This window comes from Nostoc sp. UHCC 0252, assembly GCF_034931145.1.
Lineage (GTDB): Bacteria > Cyanobacteriota > Cyanobacteriia > Cyanobacteriales > Nostocaceae > Nostoc.
The window spans coordinates 21,428-38,424 of record NZ_JAYGHE010000059.1; the positions used below are offsets into that span (position 1 = coordinate 21,428).

A 16,997-nucleotide genomic window follows, 5' to 3' on the forward strand; every position below is an offset into this window, starting at 1 on the left:
ATATCTAACTCAACTGTGCCACAAGTTGATTCTCCAAAAGCGTGTCATTCGTTAACAAGTCTTCAACAGTAATTCGTAAAAAGCGTTGCTCATCAACTTGAAAGAGAATTTTGATGCGATCGCTTCCAGGATATCCGGGTGGTGTCAGTTGGGCAATTGTCCTCGCGCCTTCTTGATCGTTGAGGGGTTTGACAGTGGTTTCACTACCATCAATACGACGGGTAATCAAGCGATCGCCATCAAAATAAACTTCAGTGCTACCCGTATCTGCTCCCAATTCTCCCATAATTAATTCAATGCTGGGCTGATTTTCCAGAGAAGCACCTAAGACTAATTCCACTGGTTGAGTCATTGGGTATGCTTGCCCAGCTTTAATTAAAGAATGCCATTTGTGACGCTGATTGCGGCGATCCCAGTAGCGAATACCATAACTATGATACAGAAAGTCTTTGATTTGCACGCCTTGAGCTAACTGTAATGCACCTTGAGCGATCGCTTCAAAAGGACGTTCGCAACGGATTTTTTCTGGCTCAAAATACTGTTTGATCCATGTCTGCACTGCGGGTAATTGCACTGTGCCACCCACTAACAAAACTGCATTAATATCAGGAAGTTCTATCCCTTGGCGTTTTGCTTGCTGCAACAGTGTTGTCATCGACTCATCCAGTAACTCAAAAAATGCGTGTTCTTTGAGGATTTCGTCAAAAGTGTCGCGGTTTAATTCCAGTTCATAGCTTTCAAATGTTTCATCATCAAAATAAACTTCACTAGCTTGGTTTTGGGTTGATAGCTGAATTTTCACCCGTTCAGCCAATCGTGTTGTCAAGGGACTCACTGCCAACTCTTGAGTTTTGGCAAAGTAATCTACCAACCAATTATCAATATCAGTACCACCTAGATTTTGCCCAGCTTTCGCCAGGACACGGGCAGTTTTGACTTTTTGTTTTGAATCTTCAGCCAAAGACTTATTACCCCATTTGAGGAGAAATCCCAAGGGCTTTGTGGTTGCTTGCACGCTTTGATCCAACCGGACAAGGGACAAATCTAAAGTTCCACCGCCAAAGTCAATCACCAAAAGATTTTCTTGATCTGCCAAGCCATAACCCAAAGCGGCGGCTGTGGGTTCATCGAGCATTCGCACCTGTTCAACGGGTAGGGATTGACAAACTTTTCCCAACCAGTGACGATAAGCTTCAAAGCTGTCTACGGGTACGGTTAACACGAGAGAATCTAACCCACCTTGTAGGGGCGCTAGTTCTTCAATTACTTTGGTGAGGAACCATTGCCCTACTTGTTCAAAGGTGACAATTTGCCCATCTAATTCGGGTAAGAAACCTTGGATATCTGCACCGATACCGCGTTTGAAGCTGCGGAAAAATCGCGTTTCGCCTTTGAGGTCAAGACCGCGATCGCGTACTTGTTGCCCGACTAAGACTTGATTCTGGCTTGCGTCTTCAACATAAACCAAGCTGGGAATCAGTGGCGGATTGAGACTTTGTTTAATTGATAAACCTGGTAGAGTAAGGGTTTCTGGCTGTTGGGTTACGGGGTTCCAACGAGCAATGACTGTGTTGCTAGTACCAAAATCGATTGCGATCGCCATATTTTATATTTATTATCTCGCACCAAGAGGCTAAAGCTGCTTTATTTGTGATTATTATTCTCTATAAGCTACCAAGAAAGCAAATGCACCCAGATGCTTACTTCTTTGCATCCCAACCCAGATATCGATTCAGTCTATTGCAGGTAAGTGTTAGCACAGTTGGGTAGACGAGTTGGGGGCGGTGGCCTCATTTACTCTTGCTGGTAGTGTCCGGTGTACGCGTCATATTTGGGATTGTACGACCCTACCAAAGACCTATATTCTCAATAGTGATCGCACTAATTCATATTTCTATTCTGCAACGCCATTGAGTAGATACTTTATTTCTTGTGGTGTGAACGGATTCTTCCCAGCGAGTAAGGCTTTCACCCAGCCTTGCCGTCGTGATTTACTTTTTTGATTCTTAGTCTGGGCGATGAATACCTGAAAGTCTTCAATTGCTCCTTTTGAGTTGCCTGTTCGCGCCCTGGCAATGCCACGACTATCCCGAAAATTGCCATTATCAGGCTCAAGGGCTACAGCTTTTTCACAGGCAAACATTACTGCTGCCGCCTTAGCCTTCTCTTGCAGACTTCCCGAACGGCACAATTCGTTCCAAGAATCCGCAGTGATAAAATGTGAAGTCTTTTTAAATGTTTCGCCAGCCCATACTCCTACTATTGCTGCCAACACCAAAGTTACACCCAGTACCCCAGCACCAATGCGAACCATCTGTCTTGCCTGCTGTCCGGCTTTCACCAATCTCTGATTTGCATCTTCCGCCTCGCGGCTCTTACTAATGTAATTTTTCTGCTGTTCCGTTGGTGGAGGTTCTTGAGCAGCGCCTAACCATTGTTCTGCTGCTGCTAAATCTGTGCCACGCAGCAAAAAGCTGTCGTTCCTTCCCTTATTTTCCCACTCCAGCGCCCGAACGAGTAAGCGTGTATGCGCTTTCACATATTCCAAATTCGTATCAATCGCTTGAATTAGCTGTGGGAAAACAGTATCGAAATCATCCTGTTGGCGAAAAAACAGCCAGTTGTGTTTGGAAAGTGCAGGATTAACCTGCTCCATGTCAAAACCTTCTCGCCGCACAATTGGTAAAAGGCGTTTATTGTTTTTGACTGCATGATCTATCTCTTGACTACAAACTTTTGAGACAACGGAATCTGGCGTAATGACAAATACAAAGGTATTAGTTGCCTCAATCCCTGCTTGAATTTCTGCCCACCAATCAGCAGTTAGGGGAATATCTTTCCAGTCTACCCAGGTTTTACGATTTTGAGCTTTTAGTGCATCTTGGAGAACAATGGCGAACTCCTTGTCTCTGCGAGAATAAGAGATAAAAACGTCGCTCATGTGAGTTGGACTATAAAGGTGAAACTCAGATTGACCAGAGTAAAATTACCAATTAATATGTTGTATTTTAAATCAACCTGACTAAGTTACTTCACTAAATTGTTTGTAAGTTTCGGAAATTTTCAGTTCTGAAGCTCAAACTTCCCTCCCAAGTAGTCAATAATGCAGTAACACAGTAATTTCCTATGCAATTTAGGTGCAGAAGAATTTCGGGGCGTGGTCAAAAACAAAACTTACTATAAAAATCATGGTAAAAAACGTTGTAAGTCTTGCCAGTTACTAATTAAAAATTACTATAAAATTCTTCACTGATTTTATTCGGAGCAAACATATTAACCCTCTTCTAAGAGCGTTAAAGTGCGATCTGGAGTGAGAAAAATAAAAGTATTTAGGAGGCAAAATGTCAATAAAACAACGTAAGTGACCAAAAAGCTGATTATTTCGTTCACTAATCCAGGCGATTAACCCAGACTTATGAATAGGACACATAGCAAACCTACTTACGTAGATTATATTGTGAGATTGCCTGAGCGATCGCTAGAGGAGTTTTGTCGCTGGGTGTACCGCTTCATGTAAAAAACCTCGTTTTTATATTGCAATTAACCAAAATCCCTATTAGGGATTGAAACTTGTAGGCTCACAGTTCTTCTGGCATAATCACAGAAATTAATTGATTCCGATTTTTCCGATAAATCCTAAAATCACTATCAAATGTGAGCAATTCACTAGTAGGATACAGTTCTGCCATCCTCACTAAACAGGCATCTGCTAACGACATCGGTACAGACTGATAACGCAGCATCAACTCATAAACCGCTCCAGCTTCTTCACTCAAGCTCAACGGGAGATGGATAATTCCCTTTTGTACAAAAGAAATTACTGCTGCTTCTCCTCCATAAACATTCTGTAAGAGAAAACAAGCCTCTGTAACTACCGCTTCACAAGTTAACAAAGGTGGTTCAATCTGTCCAAACTGATTTGTCACCCATTTATGAAACTGCTCTCGACTATTGATTAAAGCTACTAATGGGCCTGTATCTAGCAGTACCGCTTGCTTCATTCTGTTAATGGTCTTTTAAGGTACTCCTTGTTTGTCGAGAGATCCCCAGGCCCAGAATCTACGCAGCCAACTAAGTCTCCTGCTGCTTCTAAAGCAGACATTGGCGTGCCATCATGGTGCTTAAACTCCACTGTTAGTGATTTCAATTGCAGAAATTCTACAAAGTCAAGTACTTGCTGCTGTTGTTCCTTTGATAAGGTAAGAACCTTTTGGGCAATAATTTGCTCTAGACCAATTGCTCTCGTCACCAGTTTTTCCTCCAGTCCCATCACTTCAAGTCTAAATCCAACTGCCTTAGTCACACAGAAACCAGCAGAACGTTAAAAATTTTGAGATGACTAGCTTTTGTCAATAAAACAACGTAAGTGACCAAAAAGCTGATTATTTCGTTCACTAATCCAGGCGATTAACCCAGACTTATGAATAAGACACATAGCAAACCTACTTACGTAGATTATATTGTTAAATTGCCTGAGCGATCGCTAGAGGAGTTTTGTCGCTGGGTATATCGCTTCATGGGCAATGCTCAGTTCATCTATCCTCAATATCTAGCTGAACAACACCAGAAATTTGCTCATGCATTAATAGATCGGTATTCTTCCAAAGCTATATAAATTATAATTTTGTTACAGAAACTACCACTAACCCGGAACTCCAGGTTAGTGGTAGTTTACACTCAATCTTCATGCCTTAACTGCCATGCTGCACCGCAAGCGGCCCCAGCCCCAGCTAACAATCCGGTACTCATTCCTTGGATAGTTTTTTGGATTGGGTCTTGAGTTAGACACTCACTTGTAACCTTACTGTCTTCTAAGCAGAGATTACTTTCTGCCCAAGCAGCAGTACCTCCCAAAATTACACCAGTTATACTACAGGAAATAACTAGCAGCAAAAGGCGTTGGGTTTTTCTAACCATAGATAGATGTGTAAAAGATTAAAATAAAAGCGACTATCAATTACTTTACACATACTTGCTAGCAAATGTCAGCTGATTTTAAGATAACAAGCTGCTATTGAAACTTAGACAATAATTAAAAAATCTGATTGGACATCACATCTAAAAAAATAACCTCTGGGGAAGGGATATAATCATAGGTTTTTAATGAAAACATTAAATTTACCTCTTTTGAGGCACTAATACTGGTAGTTGATGTGCGCCAGCTACAAACTTGGCGTGTTCTCCGACAGTCAAAACATTAAACTGACTAGATATAAGTTCCAAACTTTTGTTCACTATTGCCAGCTTTTTGTAGGTGGGGACACTCATTCCAGGGAAGAATGATAGCTCTGGGACATCTTCTTGACTTACAAAGTCTGTAGGATGGAATAGCAAAGAAGGCTGGACATGGGTAAGTTTACACAGCCATAAGGCAATTCGCAGGTAAAGTAACGCCAATTCCGAAGAAAATGTACTTATATACATTATGTAACTGAAGTGAATGGGAACCTTGAAAATTGGCATGGTGGTAACGGGAATTTCAGTCAATTTATCCTTACCCATCTTCCACTCATAAGGTTTTAGGGGCTGCAAACCGTCTTTGAAACTGCCAAATAGGGCTTCGCGTTTCTTGCGTTCTTCCTTGCTCAGTTTACAAGTCATCAAATAATATGCTCGTGCTATGGGGCCCAAAAAGGTGGGAAAAGTCGAAGCATCATATTCATATCCCCGTCGTGCTAAGACTTTCAAGACCGCAGGAGAAAAACTGTATCCAGGCCCCCGAAAGCCGATAGGATGTTGATGAGTGACGCGCTTGATATGTTCTTCGGCTAATGCCACTTCTTGTTCAATCTCATCCTCTGAATATAGATGTAGCCAAGGATCGTGGTAGAATGAATGATTGCCAATTTCGTGACCAGCGTTAGCGATCGCTTGTAATGCCTTAGTGTTCTTTTCCAGCGCTGCATCTTGACCCACAATGAAGACTGTGATTTTCAAATCCCATTGCTGGAAAATTTCTAAGAAACGAGGCACTGCAATATCTAAGTAAGAGGGGAAAGTCTCCCAACCCTGAGCGCCCTGGTTTTTTAGAAAAGACCAAACGTTATCCAAGTCTAGAGAAAGACTGGCTACTGGTTTGTTTCCTGGTCGCTTCGTTTTCATTATAAATTTAAGTATTTGAATAATTTTAAGCGTAAAATTTGAAAAATAATTGCGATAGATGAAATTATAGAATCCTTTAAGAGAAATAATTCTCGATCCAAAATCTAAAATGGTATAAGTTTGAAGAAGAATTTATTGAAACAGAATTCAGGAGTCAGAATTCAGAGATATTGATTTGCTGCCTCTGAGTCAAACACATTGCAATTCCTTTTTCGTAGTATGCCGCCTCATTAACAAAAATCGGCCAAACGGTAGATGCGCCCTGATAAACAATTGTTTTATCGTTAAAAGTTAAAAACATAGCATCTCCTGGGTTCAAAGCTTGATAATCTCTGTCTTGAAGCTCTGGATGAATCATCGCAAAGATTTTCCCATCCTGCTGTTTTGGATAATCCACAACTGATAAATGGTCATAGATAATGAACGTTTCATTAGTTGATGAAATTTCTCCATGATTAAACTGTTCTAAATAGTCGAGAACTGCATAAACTAGTTCTTCTGTTTGTTGGAACAATCTTGCTTTTAAGAGTCCTTGAGCTATAGGGCCAACCTCAATCGCAAAGCCTAATTCGCATAGGGAATTTACAAATGGGTTTTCTGCAATTGATTTAAAAGAGCAGCGATAAATCCTCACCAAAGGGCTAATCTGGCTAAGATAAGCAGCCAATTGCAAGTTTAAGGGATGACTATTTACCAAAATAATTGTCAAACCCATATTAGCTGTACTGCTGTGCAAGTCTAAGATAAAATCTGCTTGTTTATTTCTGTTTAATCCTAAAGTATCCTGAATTGATTTAGCTTGCAATTCTTCGTAACTATTTAGAGTCGCATCTTGTAAATCTTGCTGTAGAAAACAGCGATTTAAATCTTTCTCTACATATCGCCTCCCTGCGGCAAAAGCGTTAGGATTTGCTAACAGAGTCACTGTCTCAAAACTTCGTCTAGCAATCAAATGGGGAAACCGGGCAAATTTTTGGACTAAATAGGCCCCAGTAAACTCATTGCCATGAGTTCCACCGACAATTGCAACTCGATTAATCTGGTTCACAATTACACTAACTCCAGAATGCACCCATCGAGGTATCAGTTCTCAATGTACATTATGGAGCATTCACAGTGCCGATGCGATCGCGCCCAGATGGTTCATAAAGATAAGACATATCAGGCCCATTGGGAATAATTCCACCGGGATTGAGTGGAAATAGGTTCCCGTAGTAGTCTCGCTTTACACTCTCGACATCGCAGGTGTCAGCTACACCGGGAAGCTGATATACATCGCGTAAGTAAGCTCCTAAGTTGTGATAGTCTCGAATTCGCTGTCTATTGCACTTAAACAACCCGTAGTAGGCACTATCAAACCGAAATAACGTTGTGAATAAACGGACATCTGCAAGTGTGAGATTGTCTCCACACAGATATCGACTAGTTTGCAATGCAATGTCAATCTCATCAAGAGTCGTAAACAGTTCATTACAAGCTTGATTATATGCTTCTTGGGTTTGGGCAAAGCCGCAGCGATACACACCGTTATTTACCGCGTGATAAATTTTCTCATTCCACCAGTCAATTTTTTCTTTGAGTGCTTCTGGGTAAAGATTCAAGGTGGGATTGTTGGCAAACTCGTTAAATTCAGAGTTCAACATGACGATAATCTCTGAACTCTCATTATTAACGATAGTTTTTGTTTGGTTGTCCCATAAAATTGGAACTGTAGAGCGTCCACTGTAACCAGGTTCTGCCAGTTGATAAAATTCAGCCAGTGTACGACAACCTTCTTCTTCTTCGTTGAATATCCAACCGCCTTCAATGGGAGAAGGAGAGACGATACATACTGATATTACCGCTTCGAGTTTCTTGAGCGATCGCACAACCAGAGTTCGGTGCGCCCAAGGACAGCCTAACCCAACATAGAGTTTGTAGCGCCCTGCTGCTGGTGGGTGGGGATTTCCCTCTTCTGTACCAATGAACTTGCGAAACTGACTATTAGGACGAATATATGCTCCCGACTGATTACTAGGAGCAAGCTTTGACATCATTATCTTCCACATACTCGTCCAGACAAACTTTCCTAGCCAAATGATTAGCTTCGGAGGTAGTGTCCTACCCTTTTTCTTGGGGAGATTTTTTTCGTCAGCCATTGGAGTTGAATTGCTCATGGTGACAATCTTACTTTAGGAGCGATTGACGTTATCAATATATCTACTAAATACAACAATTTATTAATTCCTAAAGAATTCTCTGCGTGCCTTTGCGTTTACCTCTGCGTACCTTCGCGTTTAAAATTTAGCCCTCAATTCGCCACGATTTTACGCAAAGCTCAATCTTATCTATTTTACTACGCTAGCGATCGCACCTAAAAGTTTTCCCTAAGAAACGCATCAAATGTAAGCTTATCGGGTAATGAAGTTTGTGCGCCTGGTTTTGTCGTCGCTAAAGCACCTGCTGCTGCACCCCAAACAACTGCTTGATGTAAAGAAAGTCCTGCAAAAAGTGCCGCCGTTAAGCCGCCATTAAAAGCATCGCCAGCAGCTACTGTATCAACTGCATGAACTCGAAACGCGGGGACAAAAAACTTTTCCTCAGCAGTAGCACAAAAAACACCTTTAGCACCCAGTTTAACGATCGCACATTTCACACCCCGTTGTAATAAAACTTCGGTTGCCTTTGCTGCTGCTTCCTCTCCATCTATGGGAAAACCCACTAACTGCGCGGCTTCAACTTCATTCGGTGTAATAATGTCCACTAATGGGTAAAGTTCATCTGGAAAATTAGATTGTGCAGGTGCTGGATCGAGAATTACCCTGATGTTGGCTTTTTTTGCGGCTTTAGCGGCTGCAATCACCGCATTAATCGGAATTTCTAATTGTAAAAGCAGTGCTGTAGCTTCTGGTAATAAGTGGGACAATCGTTCGACATCTTCTTGATTGACACGCCCATTTGCACCAGGAATTACAATAATTTGGTTTTCCCCAGCATGATTTACGGCGATAATGGCGACTCCAGAACTAACAGTTTTATCGACGAAAATATTGCCAATTTGCACACCAGATGCTTGTAAATTTTTGACAAGTTCCACACCAAAATCGTCTGCACCTACACGCCCCACCATTTGGGTAGGAATTCCTAATTTTGCTAAGGCTACGGCTTGATTTGCCCCTTTACCTCCTGAAACTTTAAAAAAGTCTTCTCCCAGCAACGTTTCTCCTGCAACTGGCAACCGGGGTGCTTTTGCTACCAAGTCTATATTGATGCTGCCAAAGACGATAATGCTCATTTTTGTTGATCTTTAAAGTCATTTAGCTAATATTACAGATATCAAAGCCCTTCGGAGCAAGCAGCAGTTTTTTGAACAGTATTATAAAGTCACACTGAGATCATAAAAAATCCAATATTTGCAGGGCGATCGCATTTTGTGGAATCATAGAATGCGATCGCCAAATTTAACGCACAGTTTCCCGCAAAGCTTCAGCATCAACGGGTTTAATCAGGTAAACCAACAGTAGATTCCAAACAATTGCAGCAATCAAAGGTAGTTTACGAATCACCTTCACAACTTTGGGCGCAGAACTATTTTCAATCTCTGCAATTTTCATGTTGTAACCCACACAGCGTTGCAGGCGTGGGAAAAACTGGGGATGTTCCGTATTCAACATCACAGGAAAAGCCCGTCCCGCAGTTTCATTGGTGTTACGGACAACTTCGCGGTCAAATTCCGTCGCATCAAGCCCTAATGAGGTGTAAAAACCAGCCCGTTCATGAACTGTCAAGGTATGGGTAGCAAATACTGATAACAAGAAAAAGCGACTCCACAGCCTAGCTTTCCAGTTATTCCATAGTTGCGGTTGAGAACGCAAAAGCGCCTTGAATATATCCCCGTGACGGTTTTCGTCCTGACACCAACTCTCAAAATATTGGAAGATGGGGTAAAACTCGTTTTCTGGGTGCTTTTCTAGATGTCTGTAGATGATAATGTAACGCCAGTAGCCGATTTTTTCTGATAAGTAGACAGTGTAAAGTACCCACTCAATTGGGAAAAACGTATAGGTGCGGGTTTTAGTAACATTGCCTAAATCCAGAGAGAGTTTAAAATCGCCCATTGCTTTGTTGAGAAATCCGGCGTGGCGGGCTTCATCACGCGCCATCAGTTGAAATATTTCCGCTAACAGTGGACTGCGATTTTTCAACTTGCGGGATAGTTCTTTAAATAGCAAGAAGCCGGAAAACTCAGAAATGCAAGAACGTTCTAAATACTCAATAAATGCCTGTCTTGCTTCACCCTGAATGTGTTCCCAAGACTGGTTAAACACCTCATCCCGAACAAAATGATGACGGTTGTAATCTGTCCGCATTTCTGTCAGCATTGCCTTTAACTCCGTCTCCTGGGCAGACAAATCTAGGTTGGCGGCAGTTTCAAAATCTGTAGTGTAAAACCGGGGGGTAAGTACAGTTTCTTTGCTGGGGGTTTTAATTTCTGGCTTGGGTAGGGTATTAACCATCTGTAGTGCGATCGGCAAGTAAATAGTTCTATAGTTATAAAGTTATAATAAATATGATTCTTTTGCTATAGCTTTTTACAATCCTTCAGCAAAGCATAAAAGACTCTATATACCAGATCCGTAAAAGCCCAAAGTATAAGCATAAAAAGACTTAGGTTTAGAGAATTTATTAAATTTTGAAACCTCTTTAAATAAATAACTTTATACTTATAAAAGTCAGGACTTACGCAAAAATTGCCGAAAAGCTTAATTTATCGAACCACCAAGACGCCAAGAACGCCAAGAATTCGTAGAGTGTGCGTAAGTCCTAAAAAGTATTTAAATAATCAGGTTTGCGTTTGCCAGAGAATGCGTACATCTATGGAACGCATTCCGACACGGTGGGCAGCTTTTAAAGTTTCATCGCTATCTTCGTAAATAATACAATCTTGGGGAGCAACACCTAATCGTTGAGATGCAAGCAGAAAAATATCCGGTTCGGGTTTTCCTTTTTCTACATTATCAATACTTACAACAATATTAAAGAAATCACGCAGATGAATGTTATTTAGTGTTGCTTCAAGCACAACTTTTTCTCCACCTGAAGCAATCGCCATTGGAATTAAACCGTAATACCCACGAACAATTTCTGCAACAGCTTGAACTTCCTTAACTGTATTTTATTATCAAATAGAAGCAATTCGAGCTTCTATTCCCCTAATTTCATAGTTACTTATTTCTTTGTGTTTGACCGTTTTTTAAATTAAAAATTAAAAGTTAAAAGTTAAAAATTAATGAAGAATAATTTTTAATTAATTTTGGGTAAAAACCCCCACTAAATATGCAGATTTGGTGGTCTACAATCAGTGGTGGGTTCAAGCCCCAAAAGAATTGCAATTTTTAATTTTACATTTTTAATTTTTAATTGGAGCGAAGCGACTTGACAATCCCATAACTGTGCGATAGTGAAGCTCAAATTGCGCGACGGCTTCAGACTTACGTTTTGTTTCCCACTGACTGCGGTTAAATAATTCTTTTCGCAGTTCATCAACGTTAATTGTTGTCACTTTGCCATCAGTAACAATTTGCTTGCCATTCACCCAAACACTATCAACAACATTACTAGGACGACCTAAAACTAATAAACCAATAGGATCTGTACGAGGAAGTAATGATAAATTGGTAAGGTCATAAAGTACTAAATCTGCTTGTTTACCTATCGTGATAGAACCGAGTTTATCTGCAAGATTTAATCCTTTGGCACCTCCTAAAGATGCCATTTCTACTGATTGTCGGGGTGTAATCCAGTGTTGATAATCTGTGTCTGTAACGTTATGTAAAATAGAACCAATTTTGATTGCTTCTAACAAATCTTGAGAGTCATTACTAGAAGCACCATCACAACCAAAAGTTACATTTACTCCTGCTTGGCGATATTTTAAAATTGGGGCGATGCCACTGCCTAAACGTAAATTACTTAAGGGATTGTGAACAACTGTAGATTGAGTTTGGGCGAGGATGGCGATATCAGTATCATTTAACCAAACACAATGGGCTAGTGTTGTGCGATCGCTCAAAAATCCGATTCTTTTTAAATGTTCCACAGCAGTACAACCATACTTCTCTTGAGCCAGTTTTTCCTGTGCCCTGGTTTCGAGTAAATGGGAGTGACGACAAAGATTATAGCGATCGCTTAACTCGATGCATCCTGCAAATAAAGCATCAGTACATAATTGTATCCCCGTTGGTGCAACTAAAATATTTACACCCTCATCCGGGCGGTGAAATTGTCTTACCGCCTCTTCGATAATTTCTAAGGTTGCCGCAGTTGAACGAAAATAAGGTTCATGAGTTTGGGCTGATTCCCCAGATGGCATACCTGCGCCGAGAGATTCATCTTGAATTAAGGGGGCGATAAAGGCGCGAATCCCAACTTCTCGGTAAGCGCGAGTCGCAATGGCGATCGTTTCTAACTCAAGTCCGGGAATTAATACCAAGTGATCTACTACACTCGTACCGCCAGAAAGTAAGGTTTCTACCGCAGTACCCAAGGCGCTGAGATAAATCTGTTCAGTGTCGAGAGGGGCAAAATCATACAGTTCCGCCAACCATAATTCTAAGGGTAAAACAGACATGATTCCGCGCTGCCACATCTCTGATGAGTGGGTGTGGGCGTTGAAAAAGCCAGGTAACAAAAGTTTATTTTTGCCATCGATGGCAGTGCCGATCGCTGGTAGATTGGGGGCAATAGCTGCGATCGCACCATCTACAATCTGTACATCTACCGTTGCATAATCATCATCGGTGGCAATTAAAACATTCTGAATAGTGAAATTTACCATATTTAACCTTGATTAAGTAATTGGATTTTGAACCGAATTTCAAGTTACAAGATAGAAAACGGTGTAGGGTATTGCAATTTTATGAATTTACCATTACGAACATTGGGAGTCTCACCAAATGCGTGGACAGTGAATGATGCGATCGCAGATATCACTCGTCCTCAAAAGATCCCACAACCCGTTATTTTATCAACAGAAACTAAAACCCTGCGCCTAGACTTAGCAAAAACTGCTATTTTGGTCATTGATATGCAAAATGACTTCTGCCACCCTGATGGCTGGCTAGCGCATATCGGCGTAGACGTAACTCCGGCACGTCAGCCTATTGAACCTTTGAATAACTTACTTCCAGAACTTCGTGAGGTTGGTGTTCCAGTTATTTGGATAAATTGGGGAAATCGTCCCGATTTGCTCAATATTAGTGCTGGTTCGCGTCATGTCTATAATCCCACAGGGTCAGGTGTAGGATTAGGCGATCCACTGCCGAGCAATGGTGCTAGAGTACTCATGGCGGGTAGTTGGGCTGCGGCAGTAGTAGACGAACTAGAACAGCTTCCCGAAGATATCCGTGTGGACAAATACCGCATGAGTGCATTCTGGGATACCCCATTAGATAGTATTTTGCGGAATCTGGGAAGCACAACATTATTTTTTGCTGGTGTTAATGCCGATCAATGTGTGCTAGCTACCTTATGTGATGCCAACTTCTTAGGATATGACTGCGTGTTAGTTAAAGATTGTAGCGCTACTACTTCGCCTGAATATTGTTGGTTAGCGACGTTGTACAATGTTAAACAATGCTTCGGTTTTGTCACTGGCTCCCAAGAGATTTTTACGGCGCTGCAAAAGAGTGAGGAGTGAATCAATTTTTGATTTTGAATACTTCGGCTACGCTCAGTACAAGTTTTAGATTTTAGATTGATCCCATGTATAAATGCTCATTTCTTGAGCAATAATTTTAGACTTTTAGAGTTGTTCCACGTTTTAATGCCTTGGCTCTAGGACATTTTAAAATTTTGAATTTTGAATTATTAAGTCCAAAATTTAAAATCTAAAAGTCTGTGATTGAAGACTAGTATTTTAGCAATTTTCATACCCATCGATAACTTTAGAGGGGATAAATAAATGTACGCTACTCGTTGTGTAATTCCGGTTATCAAATCTCCCAAAGATTACCAAGTATATCGCATTAGTGCCAATGACTCTAATCGATTAGCCATTATCTTCGATTCGATAAATGCTAATACTTCTTTGACTTCTTGTATAGAAATTTTTGATGTTGGGGGACAAACACCGCCCAATCGCCATCAGTGGGCGGTGGAAATGTTTTTTGTTCTCAAAGGGGAAGCGATCGCTATGTGTGATGGCAAGAGTGCCACAATCAAAGCTGGCGATAGTTTATTAGTGCCTCCCACGGGGACACATTTGATTAAAAATACTGGTTCGACTCGCTTGTATACGTTGACTGTTATGGTTCCTAATGAAGATTTTTCGGAATTGATTCGCAGTGGGATTCCGTCGGAGTTAGATGCAGAAGATATGGCAGTATTGGGGAGGGTAAATTCGTTAATGCCCTGCTGAAATCATTTGTAATTCGTAATTCGTAATTCGTAATTTAATTATGGCGAGTTATCGTTTATGTGAGTCAACTTAAGCGAATGGAATAGAGCCTCCGGCACGCTACGCGAACGCGGCTACACAAACAAAGTCCGCCTGCGCGGACTAAGAGAAACATTAATATTTTTAACCCGCGCAGGCGGGTTTCGTCTGTGTAGACGCGGTTTCTAACCGCCCTTTTAACATTAAGTTGACACCAATGGGCAATGCCGTGCCCCTACCTGAGAATAAGGATTTTGGCTATTATTTGGCTAATTATTGAGTGAAAATCTTGAAGTTATAAGTTTGAGTAATGAAGGCCGATCAACTCTAAATTAATACTTTTAATTGTTGACTTGAGTTTACCATCTTCCATTTCAACGATGCGATCGGCAATGTCTAAGATGCGGTTGTCATGAGTAACCATCAAGATTGTACAGCCTTGTTCTTTTGCCAGTTTTTGCATGAGATTGACTACATCTCGTCCCGATTGGCTGTCAAGGGCGGCGGTGGGTTCATCCGCTAAGATTATTTGAGGATGACTGACTAAGGCACGAGCGATCGCTACTCTTTGTTTTTGTCCCCCAGATAGTTTATCAGGATAGTAATCCAAATGATTTCCTAATCCTACCTGCTCTAGCATCTGGGCTGATCTCACAAGCATCTTTTTTAACCCCAGATATTTGTGCAATTCCAAAGCCATTTTGACGTTTTGGAGTGCTGTTAAACTACCATGCAAGTTATGTGCTTGGAAAATATAACCATTACGCCGTCGCGCCTGCACTAATTCTTCAGCACTAGCGCCACAAAGTTCTCGCCCCAATACCCGCAAACTACCAGATTGGGCGGAACGCAATCCACCCACTAAGGTTAGCAAGGTAGTTTTACCAGAACCAGAGGGGCCGGTCATAATAATAATTTCACCAGCGTTAATCTCTAAGTTAATGTTAAATAAAACTTGCTTACGGAGTGAACTATGACCAAAATAGTGGTCAAGATTTTTAATAGAAATTACAGCTTGACTACTCATAAATAACTCGATTACTCGTGACGATTGTCATTTGCAAATGACCAATGACAAATTTAGAACATATCAGCAGGATCAGTGCCTTGGAGTTTGCGGGTAGCGATCGCACCAGAAATTGCACACATAATCACAGTCAGGATTAATACTTGCAATGCCCGAATCGCAGTCATGTACATGGGCAAATTTGTCGCACTGCGAGTCAGTTGGTAAAGTGCTAAAGATACTCCCAATCCAGGGAAGAAACCTAGTGCTGCCAAAATCAACGATTCTTCAAGCACCACACCTAGTAAGTAATAATTGCGATATCCCATTGCTTTGAAGGTGGCATATTCTCGAACATGGGCATTAACATCGGTGGAAAGGACTTGATAGACGATAATCACGCCTACTACAAAGCCCATTGATACACCCAGGCTGAAAATAAATCCAATTGGCGAATTTGTTCTCCAGAAGTTGTTTTCAAATTCAATAAATTCGGCGTGGGTTAAGACCTTGACATCATCTCTGAGATATGTTTTGAGCATTGCTGCCACTTTTTTCGGGTCATAGCCTGGTTTTACCTTAATCAAACCTAGACTGACACTGCTGGACTGTCGCCCAGAAAATAGCCGCAAAAAGTTTTGATCGCTGGTAATCAAATTGCCATCAGAACCAAAGGAAGCGCCGACTTGAAATAAGCCACTGATGGTAATTGTGCGCCGTTCTATTTCAGTGGTTAGGGTTTTACCTTGGTCAATTTGAGCGATCGCTTTTTGATAATCTCCTCTTGCACCACGGTCGAATAAGACGGTATTCGGTAGCTTAATTGCCTGCAATTGTTGGTTAACATCTGGTAAATCAAAAGCTGGCTTGTCTGGGTTAAAGCCGATAACTAATACCCCCGTCTCCCGATGGGTTTGGGGATTTTTCCAGATTGTGTTGTTGAAATACATTGGTTCTGCTGACTTCACCCCTGGTATATCCATTGCTTGGTAAAGTCGCCGACGAGAAAATGTAGACAAGCTTGGCAAGTTACGGGCTTGGGGGCTGGTTAAAACAATATCTGCTTGCAAACTGCGATGTAATCTGGTGTTACTGTCATATAGCGCAGTTTGAAAGCCCAGTTGCATGAACATGAGAAGATCCGCAAAGGCAATGCCTGACAATGCCACCAAGAGACGACTTTTTTCATGATTAAGTTGTAGCCATCCTAGAGGTGTTCGCCGTCGCAGTTGTTTAATCAATCCCATAATTAGGTACTGGGGAATTGGGAATTGGGAACTTGTACTGAGCGAAGCCGAAGTATTGGGAATGGAGAATTGGGAATGGAGAATTGGGAATGGGGAATAGTAAGTTCTAAGCTTGACGCTTTGTGTTCAGAGGTCGAAGTTTCGAGTTCAGAGGTCGAAGTTTCGAGTTCAAAGGTCGAAGTTTCGAGTTCAAAGGTCGAAGTTTCGAGTTCAAAGGTCGAAGTTT

General features: G+C 41.4%; 18 protein-coding genes. 3 read left to right on the forward strand and 15 right to left on the reverse strand.

What is annotated here, in order from left to right; all coding sequences use genetic code 11:
* Positions 1–4 precede the first annotated feature (4 nt).
* From VB732_RS26065 to VB732_RS26080, 4 genes are all read right to left on the reverse strand, one after another.
* A complete protein-coding gene (locus VB732_RS26065; protein ID WP_323233783.1) occupies positions 5–1,603 on the reverse strand; it encodes an Hsp70 family protein in 1,599 nt (532 codons plus the stop codon).
* 291 nt (positions 1,604–1,894) lie between these two features.
* Positions 1,895–2,941, reverse strand: coding sequence for a toll/interleukin-1 receptor domain-containing protein (locus tag VB732_RS26070; protein WP_323233784.1), 1,047 nt, complete (start codon positions 2,939–2,941; stop codon positions 1,895–1,897).
* Positions 2,942–3,578: 637 nt separating this feature from the next.
* Positions 3,579–4,001 (reverse strand): type II toxin-antitoxin system VapC family toxin, encoded by a 423-nt coding sequence (locus VB732_RS26075; protein WP_323233785.1) that lies wholly within the window; start codon positions 3,999–4,001, stop codon positions 3,579–3,581.
* Complete coding sequence (locus VB732_RS26080) at positions 3,998–4,303, reverse strand: hypothetical protein (RefSeq protein ID WP_323233786.1); 306 nt, start codon at positions 4,301–4,303, stop codon at positions 3,998–4,000. The genes VB732_RS26075 and VB732_RS26080 overlap by 4 nt, the downstream gene beginning before the upstream one ends.
* A gap of 117 nt (positions 4,304–4,420) precedes the next feature.
* On the opposite strand from VB732_RS26080, the gene VB732_RS26085 reads away from it, so the two are divergent.
* Positions 4,421–4,615, forward strand: coding sequence for a hypothetical protein (locus VB732_RS26085; RefSeq protein WP_323233787.1), 195 nt, complete (start codon positions 4,421–4,423; stop codon positions 4,613–4,615).
* Positions 4,616–4,677: 62 nt separating this feature from the next.
* On the opposite strand, the gene VB732_RS26090 is transcribed toward VB732_RS26085, so the two are convergent.
* The 8 genes from VB732_RS26090 to VB732_RS26125 all read right to left on the reverse strand — a co-directional run bounded on the left by VB732_RS26090 (position 4,678) and on the right by VB732_RS26125 (position 12,919).
* Entirely contained in the window at positions 4,678–4,917 is a 240-nt protein-coding gene (locus VB732_RS26090) for a hypothetical protein (protein ID WP_323233788.1), read from the reverse strand.
* Positions 4,918–5,118: 201 nt separating this feature from the next.
* Positions 5,119–6,102, reverse strand: a complete 984-nt coding sequence (locus tag VB732_RS26095) for a polysaccharide deacetylase family protein (protein WP_323233789.1) — start codon at positions 6,100–6,102, stop codon at positions 5,119–5,121.
* Positions 6,103–6,256: 154 nt separating this feature from the next.
* Entirely contained in the window at positions 6,257–7,150 is an 894-nt protein-coding gene (locus tag VB732_RS26100; protein ID WP_323233790.1) for an aspartoacylase, read from the reverse strand.
* Positions 7,151–7,202: 52 nt separating this feature from the next.
* A complete protein-coding gene (locus VB732_RS26105; RefSeq protein WP_323233791.1) occupies positions 7,203–8,258 on the reverse strand; it encodes a glutathione S-transferase family protein in 1,056 nt (351 codons plus the stop codon).
* Positions 8,259–8,455: 197 nt separating this feature from the next.
* Positions 8,456–9,376 (reverse strand): ribokinase, encoded by a 921-nt coding sequence (rbsK, locus tag VB732_RS26110; protein ID WP_323233792.1) that lies wholly within the window; start codon positions 9,374–9,376, stop codon positions 8,456–8,458.
* Between the two features lie 166 nt (positions 9,377–9,542).
* Complete coding sequence (acsF, locus tag VB732_RS26115) at positions 9,543–10,598, reverse strand: magnesium-protoporphyrin IX monomethyl ester (oxidative) cyclase (RefSeq protein ID WP_323233793.1); 1,056 nt, start codon at positions 10,596–10,598, stop codon at positions 9,543–9,545.
* Between the two features lie 326 nt (positions 10,599–10,924).
* Entirely contained in the window at positions 10,925–11,194 is a 270-nt protein-coding gene (locus tag VB732_RS26120) for an HAD-IA family hydrolase (protein WP_323233794.1), read from the reverse strand.
* A 297-nt stretch (positions 11,195–11,491) separates the two neighbouring features.
* The gene (locus VB732_RS26125; RefSeq protein ID WP_323233795.1) at positions 11,492–12,919 is read right to left on the reverse strand and encodes an amidohydrolase; all 1,428 of its coding nucleotides are present in this window, start codon (positions 12,917–12,919) and stop codon (positions 11,492–11,494) included.
* Positions 12,920–13,000: 81 nt separating this feature from the next.
* Here VB732_RS26125 and VB732_RS26130 point away from each other — a divergent pair, with 81 nt between their 5' ends.
* The gene (locus VB732_RS26130) at positions 13,001–13,780 is read left to right on the forward strand and encodes a cysteine hydrolase (protein ID WP_323233796.1); all 780 of its coding nucleotides are present in this window, start codon (positions 13,001–13,003) and stop codon (positions 13,778–13,780) included.
* A gap of 264 nt (positions 13,781–14,044) precedes the next feature.
* Entirely contained in the window at positions 14,045–14,500 is a 456-nt protein-coding gene (locus tag VB732_RS26135) for a cupin domain-containing protein (protein ID WP_323233797.1), read from the forward strand.
* 313 nt (positions 14,501–14,813) lie between these two features.
* On the opposite strand, the gene VB732_RS26140 is transcribed toward VB732_RS26135, so the two are convergent.
* From VB732_RS26140 to VB732_RS26150, 3 genes are all read right to left on the reverse strand, one after another.
* A complete protein-coding gene (locus VB732_RS26140) occupies positions 14,814–15,545 on the reverse strand; it encodes a DevA family ABC transporter ATP-binding protein (protein WP_323233798.1) in 732 nt (243 codons plus the stop codon).
* Positions 15,546–15,598: 53 nt separating this feature from the next.
* Positions 15,599–16,771, reverse strand: a complete 1,173-nt coding sequence (gene devC, locus VB732_RS26145; protein WP_323233799.1) for an ABC transporter permease DevC — start codon at positions 16,769–16,771, stop codon at positions 15,599–15,601.
* A gap of 2 nt (positions 16,772–16,773) precedes the next feature.
* Positions 16,774–16,997 (reverse strand): hypothetical protein (locus VB732_RS26150; protein WP_416235776.1); only part of this gene is annotated, 224 nt, incomplete at its 5' end.

Excerpts from the sequence above, each read along its gene's own strand:
- VB732_RS26065 (WP_323233783.1), bottom strand. The coding sequence starts at position 1,603 with ATGGCGATCGCAATCGATTTTGGTACTAGCAACACAGTCATTGCTCGT.
- VB732_RS26070 (WP_323233784.1), bottom strand. The coding sequence starts at position 2,941 with ATGAGCGACGTTTTTATCTCTTATTCTCGCAGAGACAAGGAGTTCGCC.
- VB732_RS26075 (WP_323233785.1), bottom strand. The coding sequence starts at position 4,001 with ATGAAGCAAGCGGTACTGCTAGATACAGGCCCATTAGTAGCTTTAATC.
- VB732_RS26085 (WP_323233787.1), top strand. The coding sequence starts at position 4,421 with ATGAATAAGACACATAGCAAACCTACTTACGTAGATTATATTGTTAAA.
- VB732_RS26090 (WP_323233788.1), bottom strand. The coding sequence starts at position 4,917 with ATGGTTAGAAAAACCCAACGCCTTTTGCTGCTAGTTATTTCCTGTAGT.
- VB732_RS26095 (WP_323233789.1), bottom strand. The coding sequence starts at position 6,102 with ATGAAAACGAAGCGACCAGGAAACAAACCAGTAGCCAGTCTTTCTCTA.
- VB732_RS26105 (WP_323233791.1), bottom strand. The coding sequence starts at position 8,258 with ATGAGCAATTCAACTCCAATGGCTGACGAAAAAAATCTCCCCAAGAAA.
- rbsK (WP_323233792.1), bottom strand. The coding sequence starts at position 9,376 with ATGAGCATTATCGTCTTTGGCAGCATCAATATAGACTTGGTAGCAAAA.
- acsF (WP_323233793.1), bottom strand. The coding sequence starts at position 10,598 with ATGGTTAATACCCTACCCAAGCCAGAAATTAAAACCCCCAGCAAAGAA.
- VB732_RS26120 (WP_323233794.1), bottom strand. The coding sequence starts at position 11,194 with ATGGCGATTGCTTCAGGTGGAGAAAAAGTTGTGCTTGAAGCAACACTA.
- VB732_RS26125 (WP_323233795.1), bottom strand. The coding sequence starts at position 12,919 with ATGGTAAATTTCACTATTCAGAATGTTTTAATTGCCACCGATGATGAT.
- VB732_RS26130 (WP_323233796.1), top strand. The coding sequence starts at position 13,001 with ATGAATTTACCATTACGAACATTGGGAGTCTCACCAAATGCGTGGACA.
- VB732_RS26135 (WP_323233797.1), top strand. The coding sequence starts at position 14,045 with ATGTACGCTACTCGTTGTGTAATTCCGGTTATCAAATCTCCCAAAGAT.
- VB732_RS26140 (WP_323233798.1), bottom strand. The coding sequence starts at position 15,545 with ATGAGTAGTCAAGCTGTAATTTCTATTAAAAATCTTGACCACTATTTT.
- devC (WP_323233799.1), bottom strand. The coding sequence starts at position 16,771 with ATGGGATTGATTAAACAACTGCGACGGCGAACACCTCTAGGATGGCTA.